General features: G+C 73.3%; 8 protein-coding genes. 5 read left to right on the plus strand and 3 right to left on the minus strand.

Annotated elements, in window-relative coordinates; translation table 11 throughout:
• Positions 1 to 11 precede the first annotated feature (11 nt).
• Positions 12 to 914 (plus strand): ADP-ribosylglycohydrolase family protein, encoded by a 903-nt coding sequence (locus tag ACL02U_RS24475; RefSeq protein ID WP_412793073.1) that lies wholly within the window; start codon positions 12 to 14, stop codon positions 912 to 914.
• A gap of 68 nt (positions 915 to 982) precedes the next feature.
• Here ACL02U_RS24475 and ACL02U_RS24480 read toward each other — a convergent pair whose 3' ends face one another.
• Positions 983 to 2,530, minus strand: a complete 1,548-nt coding sequence (locus tag ACL02U_RS24480; RefSeq protein WP_412793074.1) for an MFS transporter — start codon at positions 2,528 to 2,530, stop codon at positions 983 to 985.
• A gap of 175 nt (positions 2,531 to 2,705) precedes the next feature.
• Here ACL02U_RS24480 and ACL02U_RS24485 point away from each other — a divergent pair, with 175 nt between their 5' ends.
• The 3 genes from ACL02U_RS24485 (at position 2,706) to ACL02U_RS24495 (ending at position 4,812) form a co-directional block, all read left to right on the plus strand.
• Complete coding sequence (locus tag ACL02U_RS24485) at positions 2,706 to 3,329, plus strand: TetR/AcrR family transcriptional regulator (protein WP_412793075.1); 624 nt, start codon at positions 2,706 to 2,708, stop codon at positions 3,327 to 3,329.
• 83 nt (positions 3,330 to 3,412) lie between these two features.
• Positions 3,413 to 4,114 carry a ribonuclease HII gene (locus ACL02U_RS24490; RefSeq protein ID WP_412793076.1) on the plus strand — a complete coding sequence of 234 codons (702 nt, stop codon included), beginning with the start codon at positions 3,413 to 3,415 and terminating at the stop codon, positions 4,112 to 4,114.
• Between the two features lie 68 nt (positions 4,115 to 4,182).
• Positions 4,183 to 4,812 (plus strand): hypothetical protein, encoded by a 630-nt coding sequence (locus tag ACL02U_RS24495; protein ID WP_412793077.1) that lies wholly within the window; start codon positions 4,183 to 4,185, stop codon positions 4,810 to 4,812.
• A gap of 383 nt (positions 4,813 to 5,195) precedes the next feature.
• On the opposite strand, the gene ACL02U_RS24500 is transcribed toward ACL02U_RS24495, so the two are convergent.
• Together ACL02U_RS24500 and ACL02U_RS24505 are read right to left on the minus strand one after the other, a co-directional pair.
• Positions 5,196 to 5,819, minus strand: a complete 624-nt coding sequence (locus ACL02U_RS24500; protein ID WP_412793078.1) for a hypothetical protein — start codon at positions 5,817 to 5,819, stop codon at positions 5,196 to 5,198.
• Between the two features lie 312 nt (positions 5,820 to 6,131).
• Positions 6,132 to 8,297, minus strand: coding sequence for a RecQ family ATP-dependent DNA helicase (locus tag ACL02U_RS24505; protein WP_412793079.1), 2,166 nt, complete (start codon positions 8,295 to 8,297; stop codon positions 6,132 to 6,134).
• A 130-nt stretch (positions 8,298 to 8,427) separates the two neighbouring features.
• Between ACL02U_RS24505 and ACL02U_RS24510 the strand changes: the two genes are divergently transcribed.
• On the plus strand, positions 8,428 to 10,179 hold the full coding sequence (locus tag ACL02U_RS24510) for a DUF4192 domain-containing protein (RefSeq protein ID WP_412793080.1): 1,752 nt from the start codon (positions 8,428 to 8,430) through the stop codon (positions 10,177 to 10,179).
• Positions 10,180 to 10,645: the final 466 nt, after the last annotated feature.

A 10,645-nucleotide genomic window follows, 5' to 3' on the forward strand; every position in this document is an offset into this window, starting at 1 on the left:
GTGGCAGGGCGATGACCCCTGACTCCTCTCCCCCCGGGCGCCTGGAGCGCGCCCTTGCCAGCCTGCGCGGCCTGTCGGTGGGGGACGCCCTCGGCTCCCAGTTCTTCGTGCCGGCCCACTATCCGCTGCTGAAGCGGCGAGAACTGCCGGCCGGTACCTGGCAGTGGACCGACGACACGGAGATGGCCTGCTCCGTGGTCGCGGTGCTGGCCGCGCACCGGCGCGTGGACCAGGACGCGCTGGCCCGCTCCTTCGCGGTGCGCCACGACTTCGACCGCGGCTACGGCCCTGCCGTCAACCGTCTGCTGCGGCTGGTCCGCGAGGGCGGCGACTGGCGTGAGCTGTCCGCGGCCCTCTTCAACGGCCAGGGCTCCTGGGGCAACGGTGCGGCGATGCGGATCGCGCCTCTGGGTGCCTGGTACGCCGACGATCCGGAGCAGGCGACGCACCAGGCGGAGATCTCCGCCTACCCCACCCACCAGCACCGCGAGGCCGTCGTGGGCGCCATGGCCGTCGCGGCGGCCGCCGCCCTGGCCGCCGACCCGGGCGGGCCGCCGGGCGCGGACTCCCTGCTGGACGGCGTCATCTCCCTGGTCCCGAAGAGTGCCGTGCGCGCGGGCCTGCGGCGCGCACGGGACATGCTCGACTACGACGACGCGTCCACCGTGGCGGCCGTGCTGGGCTGCGGACGGCGGACGACGGCGCACGACACCGTGCCCTTCGCCCTCTGGTCGGCCGCGCGCGCCCTCACCGACTACGAGACGGCGTTCTGGACGACCGCCCAGGTCGGCGGTGACGTGGACACCACCTGCGCGATCGTGGGCGGCGTGCTCGCGGCCGGCAGCGCCGGCGCTCCGCCCGTCCTCTGGGCGGGGCGGACCGAGGCGCTGCCGGAGTGGGTGGCGGCGGTCTGAGAGGGCCGGACCCCGCCGCCCGCCCGGCGGCGAGTTCCCAGCGCGCGCCCTCGCCGGTCTTGGTGCGATCAGCCCGCCGTCGGGCCCGCCGTCCCGGACAGGGCAGCCAGGTCGCTCCTGCGGACCTGGATCACCAGGGCGGCTACCGCCACGGCGAGCACGGCCATCGCGGAGGCCGCCACGAAGCTCATCGAGATGCCGTGCGCCAGTACGTCGTTCCCCCAGGGGGCGGGCAGCCGGTGCGTCCCGGCGAACTCGGCCTTCTGCTCCGGGGTGCCGTCGGCGAGGAAGTGCGGCAGCTGCTTTTCCGCCTCGTCCTTGCCGGCCGTGCCGAACACCGTCGTCAGGATGGACAGCCCGAGCGAGCCGCCCACCTGCTGGGTGGCGTTGAGCAGGCCGGACGCCGCGCCCGCCTCGTGCTGTGCCACTCCGGACACGGCGGTGACCGTCAGGGTCACGAAGTTCAGACCCATCCCGAAGCCGAACACGAGCATCGGGCCGAGCACGCCGCCCGTGTAGGAGCTGTCCGCGGTGATCAGGCTCTGCCAGGCCAGGCCGATCGCCGCGAGGACGGAGCCGGTGACCATGAACGGTTTGGGGCCGAGCACCGGAAGGAAGCGCTGGGAAAGGCCGGCCCCCAGCGCGATCACCACCGTCACCGGCAGGAACGCCAGGCCGGCCTCGATGGGGGTGTACCCCAGCACGTTCTGGACGAAGATCACGATGTAGAAGAACATGCCGAACATCGCGGCGGCCAGGCTCAGCATGATCACGTACGTGCCCGAGCGGTTCCGGTCGGCGAACATCCTCAGGGGGGTGATCGGCTCCCCGGCGCGGGACTCGATCAGTGCGAAGGCCACCAGCAGGACCGCGGCGGCAGCGAAGGAGCCGATCGTGAGGCCGTCCCGCCAGCCCTTGTCGGCGGCGCGGATGAAGCCGTAGACGAGGGAGGCCATGCCCGTGGTGGAGGTCACCGCGCCGGCGATGTCGAAGCGGCCGCTGTGGCGTGTGGACTCGTTGATGTAGAGGGGGGCGAGCACGGCGATCAGGACACCGATCGGCACGTTGACGAAGAGCACCCAGCGCCAGTCGAGCCACTCGGTGAGCATGCCGCCCGCGAGCAGGCCTATCGCGCCGCCCCCGGCGGAAACGGCGGCGAATACGCCGAAGGCGCGGTTGCGTTCCGGCCCCTCGGGAAACGTGGTGGTGATGAGAGCGAGCGAGGTGGGCGAGGCGATCGCGCCGCCCATGCCCTGCAGCACCCGGGCCGCGAGCAGCTGCCAGGGCTCCTGGGCGAGCCCGCCGAGCAGCGAGGCGAAGGTGAACAGCAGGATGCCGGTCATGAAGACGCGGCGCCGCCCGAGGATGTCGCCGGCCCTGCCGCCGAGGAGCAGGAGGCCGCCGAAGGTCAACGTGTAGGCGCTGACCACCCAGGTCAGATTGGTGGTGCTGAAGTGGAGCGCGTCTTGAATGTGCGGGAGGGCGATGTTCACAATCGTCGCGTCGAGTACCACCATGAGCTGACAGGCGGCGATGACGGCGAGTGCGATGCCGGGGTGCCCGTCCCGGCGGGCCGCACCCGGCTTGCGTTCCCGGAGCAGTTGAGAGGTTGTCACAGTGGATCCCCCACGAAGTTCTTAGTGAACGCCAGCGTTCACTGTCGCGTCAACGGTAGTGAGCCCCCTTAGTGAACGCAAGCGTTCACTGTGGGTCCGGCCTGTCCCCGGCCGTCTCCGTGACGTGCTCCCCCTTCCCCGAACCCCCGCTCCCTCTGTCTGCTGGAGGATTCCCATGGTCACCTCGCGCCGTACGGCCGCTACCGCCCAGGCGGCTTCCCCCCGGCGGCGCGGCGCCGTCCTCGAACGGGCGATTCTGGGTGCCGCGCTGGAGCAACTCAGCACCGTCGGCTGGAAGGGCCTGACGATGGAAGGCGTCGCTCTCGGCGCGCAGACCGGCAAGGCCGCGGTCTACCGGCGCTGGTCCTCCAAGGAGGACCTGGTCGCGGACGCCCTGCAGGCCGGACTGCCCCGTCTCGAGTCCGCACCCGACCTCGGGAGCGTGCGCGAGGAACTGCTGCAGCTCTGCCGCCAGGCCCGGGCGGCGATGTACTCGCGACCGGGGCTCGCCGTGCGATCCGTCATTCACGAATGCGATCCCGTGCAGGTCGAGCGGTTCCACGCCGCCATCGTCGGAGGGATCGTGGGGCCGACCATCGAGCTGCTGCGTGAGGTCCTCGAGCGCGGAATCAAGCGCGGTGAGGTGCGCTCCGACGCCGTGAACGACTACGTACTGGACGCCATGCCGGCCATGATGATGTACCGCTCGAAGATGTGCGCCAGCGAATGGAACGACCGGGAGATCGAGGAGATGATCGATCGGCTGATGCTGCCGCTGCTCCGCCCCGGGCGGAACTGAGGGCCCACGCGCGCCGCTCCGGCCGCCGCCATCTGAAACCGGGGTGTCCTCGGGGGATCACGGCGGCGTACGCTGTGGATGCCATGCCGTACGAAGCACCTACTCATACCGTCGAGCGCTCGCTGCGCGCCACGACCGGGGCCAGGATCATCGCCGGTGTCGACGAGGTGGGGCGCGGTGCCTGGGCCGGTCCCGTCACCGTCTGCGCGGCGGTCACCGGACTGCGCCGCCCGCCCGCGGGCCTCACCGACTCCAAACTGCTCACCCTCAAGCGGCGCACGCGGATCGCGGTGGAGTTGGAGGACTGGGTGACCTCCCATGCTCTCGGTCACGCGTCTCCCGAGGAGATCGACGATCTCGGGATGACGGCGGCGCTCCGGCTGGCCGCCGTGCGCGCGCTGGACGCCCTGCCCGTTCGTCCCGACGCGGTGATCCTCGACGGGAAGCACGACTACCTCGGCGGCCCCTGGAGGGTCCGTACGGTGATCAAGGGCGACCAGTCGTGCGTGGCGGTCGCGGCGGCCTCCGTCCTGGCCAAGGTCCGGCGCGACAAAATGATGGCCGAACTGGGTGCCGAGCATGCACACTTCGGTTTCGCGGACAACGCCGGGTATCCGTCTCCCGTACACAGGGCCGCGCTGGCGGAGTGGGGCCCCACCCCCCACCACCGGTTGTCGTGGGCGTATCTTGATGCGCTGCCCCGGTGGCGGCACCTCAAGAAGGCCCGCAACGGGGCGGACGGAGGCGTTCCGGAGATCGAGGGCCAGCTCGGATTCGATTTTTGACCGCCCCGCACGCACTCATGTGCCACCCGTTCACATGAGCCGCACCAACGTTTGATAAAAAACGACTCATGCCTCTCATTCCCGAGGAGCCTCAGATTCACGAGAGTGCCCAGGGTCCCCGCGTCACGCCGGCCAGCGGCCGCAGCGCGCCGACCCCCCGCCCCGTACCCGGCCCCCGCCCCGCGGCGCCGTCGCGTCCCGGTCGTCCCGGTCCGCCCAGGCCCACGCCGCCCGCGCAACGCACTTCGCGCGACGCGGCCACGGCCAAGCCCGGCCCGAAGGGGCCGGCGTCCGCCTCCGCCACGGAGACCCCGCAGATCCAGCTGATCCCGGCTCCGGCCGAGGGAGCGCTGGACGCCGCAGAGGAGGCGGTGGACCTTCTCCTGGAGTCGGGGCGCGCCCCCGGCGACGTCCTCGTCCTCACGACCGGTGGACCCCACCCCTGGGCCGCTCACGAGCTGTCCTTCGGTGAGTCGTCCTACTGGGCCCAACACGACGCCCGCGAGGACGTGTTCTACGCCGACGCCGAGCTGGTCGGACGGGCTGCCCCGCGTCCCGTCGTCGTCGCCGCCGTCAACGGCGGCGACGAAGCGTCCGTCACCGCCGCCTTGGCGGCCGCTCGCACCAAGGCCGGCACCCTGCTGATCGTCTGCGGGGACCCGGAACAGACCAACTCGATGCTCGGCACGACCGCTTAGAGGGCTGGCGCCTTCCCGTCCGGGCCCTTCCCGTCCGGGCGGACGATCCGGTGCCGTCGGAGTGGAGCCGTGTGCCCCGCCCGGTCCGCGCCCCGGCGGCAGCTTGTTGCCGCCGCCGGGCATCGCTCCGCGCTGTCAGGCGTGAGCGTGCGGCCTTCGGGCGGCGGGCGGACTCACTCCGGTCGGCGGCTGCGGCTCGTGCGCAAGAGGTCGGCTGTCCGCACCCGTTCCCCCGCGGGGAGCGGTGCGGGACGTCGGCGCGGACCCGCCTGCGGACCTGCTCGTCCGTGGTCAGCGGTGCCGCGGCGACGCACGGGTCCGAACCCGTGGGATCCCGCTGTCGGGCGTCCCGCGCGGTGCGGTGGAACGTGCCGGCGGCGCCGTCAGCGTGCGGCGGCGCGGCGCAGCGCCTCGGACGCGGCACCGCCTCCGGTGTACGCCGGCGACGCGGTCGGCCGAGCGCTGCCGAGGGGCTCCGGAGGCGAGCCGGCGTGGGGACGGCGTCCTCCGCGCCCTTCGCCGAGCACCTGCCAGCCGTCACGCGTGAGCGTGATGTAGGCCCCGCAGCGCAGCCCGTGCAGTGTGCACGCGTCTCGCAGACCCCACATCCATGCGCCGTCCTCCTCCGTCCACCGCGCGTCGCCGTCGCGGCAGTACAGCAGTACGGCGGTGCGCACGGGGGCGCGGCGTCTCAGATCGTGCGGGATGATGCGGCGCAGCTGGGACAGCAGCGCGTTGCGGAACATCCAGCCGTCGGCCGGGGCCGAGCGTCGGGGGAACGAGGCGCTGGCGCGCATGCGTTCGTCCGGATCGAGCACGGCCACGATGGCTGTCGACGTCCCGGGCCCGTGCCGGGAGTGCAGGCCGCTGACGACCTCGCGGGGGTTGCGCAGCAGGGGGATGCCGGCGGCAGCCCACTCCGCGGGTTCGAGCAGGCGGCTTGCGGAAGCGGCGGAAGTGGACGTCGACAACGATGCCGCCGAGGGCGGAGCGAATCCGAAGGTCACGATCCTCCCTTCGGCTACGCGCCCGCACTGCGGGCGGTCGGATTCGGGGGAGCGCACACCGCGGCAGAGCCCAACCGGATCACGGACGGGCCGCGCGGGGAACGGAACCCAATTCTTCCTGTCGAACTGGGATGCGGCAACGAGCAATTGGGGTCACCGACCGGTATGGGGCGGTGGGTGGCTTATATACCTGCCCACAGTTGTCTCCAGTGATGCGTGGGACGGCCACTCACGTGCGGCGCTCGGCGGCGGACCGCTGCCGGCGGCCTGCCCCGCGATGTCATACCGGCCGATTCCGCATCCGGTGCCCGCTCAGCCCTGGGCGGCGAGAACGAGGGGGAGGACGCCTTCCGCACCGGACCGTCTGAGCATCCGAGCGGCCACGGCGAGCGTCCAGCCGGTCTCCGTGAAATCGTCCACCAGCAGGACGGGACCCCCGGCTGCCCGGAGCGCGGAGGCGAGCGCGGGCGGCACGGTGAGTGCCCCGTCCAGAGCCTTCAGCCGTTGGGCACTGTTGCTGCGGGGGACCGGGCCGTGGTCCGCCGCGTACTCCAGGCCGCCCAGCAGCGGCAGCCGACCGACCTGAGCGATGTGCCGGCCCAGAGAGGCGATCAGGCGCGGACGGGTGCGCGAGGCGACGGTGACGACGCCGACCGGGCGCGGCCGCGTGCCGGATGCGCCCGCGGACCAACCGTCGGGCCCCTTGGCCCAGTCGCTGAGCACGCCCACCACGGCCCGGGCCACGTCGTCGGGCACCGGCCCGTCCGGTGCCTGTGCCGCCAGCAGGGGCCGCAGACGGTTTCCCCAGCCGATGTCCGACAGCCGTCCCAGAGCCATGCCCGCAGCAGCCTGCTCTCCGGCCGGAATGCGTCCCTTGAGGTCGATGCCGATCGCCGGCAGACCGGTGGGCCACATGCGCCTGGGCTCCACCTCTACGCCGGCCCGTCCGAGATCGTCTCGGGCGGCGTCCAGCGCGTCGGCGGACGCCTCCGCGGCGAAACGGGACCCCGCGCAGTTGTCGCAGCGGCCGCAGGGCCGGGCGCCCTCGTCGTCCAACTGGCGCTGCAGGAACTCCATCCGGCAGCCCGTCGTCGCGGCGTAGTCGCGCATCGCCTGCTGCTCCGCCGCCCGCTGGCGGGCGACCCAGGCGTAGCGTTCCGCGTCGTACGTCCACTGCCGGCCGGTGGCGATCCAGCCGCCCTTGACCCGCCGCACCGCGCCGTCCACGTCGAGTACCTTCAGCATCGTCTCCAGCCGTGAACGGCGCAGCTCCACGAGAGGTTCCAGCGCGGGCAGCGAGAGCGGGCGCTCCGCACGTCCCAGTACGTCGAGAGTGCGGCGCACCAGCTCCTCCGACGGAAACGCCAGCGAGGCGAAGTACTCCCAGATCGCCTCGTCCTCCCTGCCCGGCAGCAGCAGCACCTCGGCATGCCGGACGCCTCGCCCGGCACGGCCCACCTGCTGGTAGTAGGCGATGGGCGAGGAGGGCGAACCGAGGTGGACGACGAAGCCGAGGTCGGGCTTGTCGAAGCCCATGCCGAGGGCGGAGGTGGCGACCAGCGCCTTGACCTTGTTGCCGAGCAGGTCGTCCTCGGCCTGCTGGCGGTCGGCGTTCTCCGTCTTTCCGGTGTACGGGGCCACATGGTGTCCCCGGTGGCGCAGGAAGGCGGTGACCTCCTCGGCGGCGGCCACGGTGAGCGTGTAGACGATCCCGGAGCCCGGCAGCTCTTCCAGGTGGTCGGCGAGCCAGGCCATCCGGTGCGCGGCGTCGGGCAGTCGCAGCACGCCCAGACTCAGGCTCTCCCGGTCCAGGGGGCCGCGCAGCACCAGGGCGTCCGCGGTGCCCGCGGTGCCGAGCTGCTCGGCCACGTCGGCGGTGACGCGGGCGTTGGCCGTGGCGGTGGTGGCGAGGACGGGCACGCCGGGCGGCAGTTCGGTGAGCATGGTCCGCAGTCGCCGGTAGTCGGGCCGGAAGTCGTGGCCCCAGTCGGAGATGCAGTGCGCCTCGTCGACGACCAGGAGGCCGGTCGCCGCGGCCAGCTTCGGCAGGACCTGGTCGCGGAAGTCGGGGTTGTTCAGCCGCTCCGGGCTGACCAGCAGCACGTCGACCTCTCCCGCGGCGATCTCGGACTCGACGGCGACCCACTCCTCGGTGTTGGAGGAGTTGATGGTGCGCGCGTGGATACCGGCCCGGGCCGCGGCCTCGACCTGGTTGCGCATGAGCGCGAGAAGCGGGGAGACGATGACCGTGGGACCGCTGCCCCGGGCCCGGAGCAGCGCGGTCGCCACGAAGTACACCGCCGACTTGCCCCACCCGGTGCGCTGCACGACCAGCGCGCGCCGCCCCTCGGCGACCAGCGCCTCGATCGCTCGCCACTGGTCCTCGCGCAGCCGGGCCGCTCCGGCCGCGTCGCCGACCAGGCGGGCGAGGACGGCGTCGGCTTCGGTGCGGAGTTCCGCGTTGCTCGTGTGCTCCATGGGTCCATCCAACAGGACGGCACTGACAATCCGGGCAGGGGAGGGCGGTCGACGGGCATGTTGTCGTGTCCCCGCTCGTAGTTATCCACAAGGCAAAGCGGAACATTGCATTCCGGGAGATCGTCATCACATGACGAACCACGGCGAAACCACAGGATCCTTCGGAAACGACGACGTCACCGGCTCCGCAGCCCTCCCCGGACAGCAGTCCGCCGAGCACGCCGCGACCGCCTGGCACGCCGCGATCACCGACGCGCACCGGGTGACCCTGCGAACCCCCTCCGAGTTGGCCGACGCACTGCCGTACCTGCTCGGCTACCGGCCCGAGGACAGCATCGTCCTCGTCGCCGTGCACGACCGGGACGCACGCGGCCGCTTCGGTGGCCGCGCCCGGCTGGGCATCCCGGCCGGTACCGGGGACTGGCCGGCCGTGGCCCGCCAACTCGCACGGGGTCTGGTGACCGGAAGCGAACGCAAGGGCGCCCGTCCCGAGCAGATGATCGCCTATCTCTGCCAGGAGCCCGCTCCGGGCGAGAACGGCCGACAGGTCATGGAGCGGCTGCGCCCACTCGCCCAGCAACTCCGCGTCGAGTGCGGTCTGCTCGACGTACCGGTCATCGAAGCGCTGTGCATCGCGGACGGGCGCTTCTGGTCCTACTGCTGCACGGGTGCGTCCTGCTGCCCACCGGAGGGAATCCCCATGGGGCTGCCCGGCACCTCCGTCATGGCCGCCGCGGCCGCGTATGCCGGGATCAGCGTCCGCGGCACGCTCGGCGAGTTGCGGGCCCGCCTGATGCCCTGGGAGACCGCCCCGGCGCCGGAGCAGGAGGCTGCGCTGGACGCCGCCGGCCTCGACCTGCTGCCCAGGATGCTCGACGACGCCGGCGTCGCGGCCGTCGCCGAGGAGACGGTCGAGCTCGCGGAGCGACTCGTCCGGCGCCTCGCCGGGGCGCCGCCCGCCGCAGGGATGCTCCCGGCGGACCGCCGCGACGACGGACTCCTCGCCCACGACGAGGCCGCGCGAATGATCCTCGGCCTCCAGGACAGGACGACCCGCGACCGGCTGGCCGCATGGATGGAGGGCGACGAGGCCGGACCGGCGCTCCGCCTCTGGCGCGCCCTCGCCCGCCGCTGTGTCGGCCCGTACCGCGAACACGCCGCGGCTCCGCTCAGCCTCGCCGGATGGGTCGCCTGGTCCGGCGGTGACGGCATCGAGGCCAGGGAGGCCCTGGCGATGGCCCTGGGAGCTGACCCCGACTACCTCTTCGCCCGCCTGCTCCACCAGGCTGTCAACGAGGGCCTGGACCCGGAGACGGTCCGGCGCTGCCTGCGTGCGGACCGCCGGGCCCGCCGACGGAGCGGTCGCGCCCAAGTGGAGCGGCCGGAGCGGAACGGGCGGGCCGACCACCGGCCGGCGCCCGCCTCCCCGCGGCGCGGCGGACGTGCCGTGGCGACGGATCGCGGCCCGCGGCCCGGCAGCGGTGCGACGGACGGAGAGGACGACGGAGACCGCGGGAACCGTGCTGCGGCGAAGAGCAGCTCGGACGACGCCGGTGACCTCCTCTCGCCGCCTGCCGCCGCGGGAGAGCCCGCCGCCTCGGCATCCACGCGGCCGAGGCCCGGCGCGGTTGCCGCCCACCGACGCGTCCGGGCCCGTGGCGGGAGGCGGCCGAGCCGCGCTTCCGGTACTGCCACGGGCGACGACCGCGGACCGGTGAGGCGCCGGGTCCGACCCGGCGCTCCGGCCGGCAGCAGGCGTCCCGGGGCGCGGCGGTCGGGGCGCCTGCGTCCCGGTACCGCGGCCCAGGGCTCCGTTCCCGACCTCACCGCCCGGCGGGACGACACGCCGCCCCCCGTCGGTGACGGTCCCACGGGGGAGTGACGACCGGGACGCGTGCGGCGGCCCCTGGGCGGCGGTCGACCGCGACGGCCGCGCGCCCGGCGGCGCCCCATGTTTCCGCGGTCTGCCCGCTCGCCGCGACGACCGCTCGTCCCGATGCCGGTCCGGGAGTCCGCGCATCTCGCGTGCGTGACCTGGGGGGACGCCCGCTGCGTTCAGCTGAGTGGCGGAGAGCTCGGCCGGGGAGTGCCGCCCGAGCCCCGTCGCTACCCCGGCTCCCGACCGGGCGTCGTGCTTACCGGCGTGCGGCAGACGACCGCACAGAAGAAGCAGCCACACATGCAGCCCGACACCCCCTTCACCACTCCCGACGACGGCGTCCGCGATGCCGCACCCCGGGCGTTCTCCGGCCCCGGCAGCGGCCCACCGGCTCTCCGGGCGAACCCGGCAGCGCACGACCCGGCACGGCAGCCGGCGGACCGGCAGCGCTCCCGGCGGGTCTCGGCTG

Source organism: Streptomyces sp. MS06, assembly GCF_047200655.1.
Taxonomy (GTDB): Bacteria; Actinomycetota; Actinomycetes; order Streptomycetales; family Streptomycetaceae; genus Streptomyces.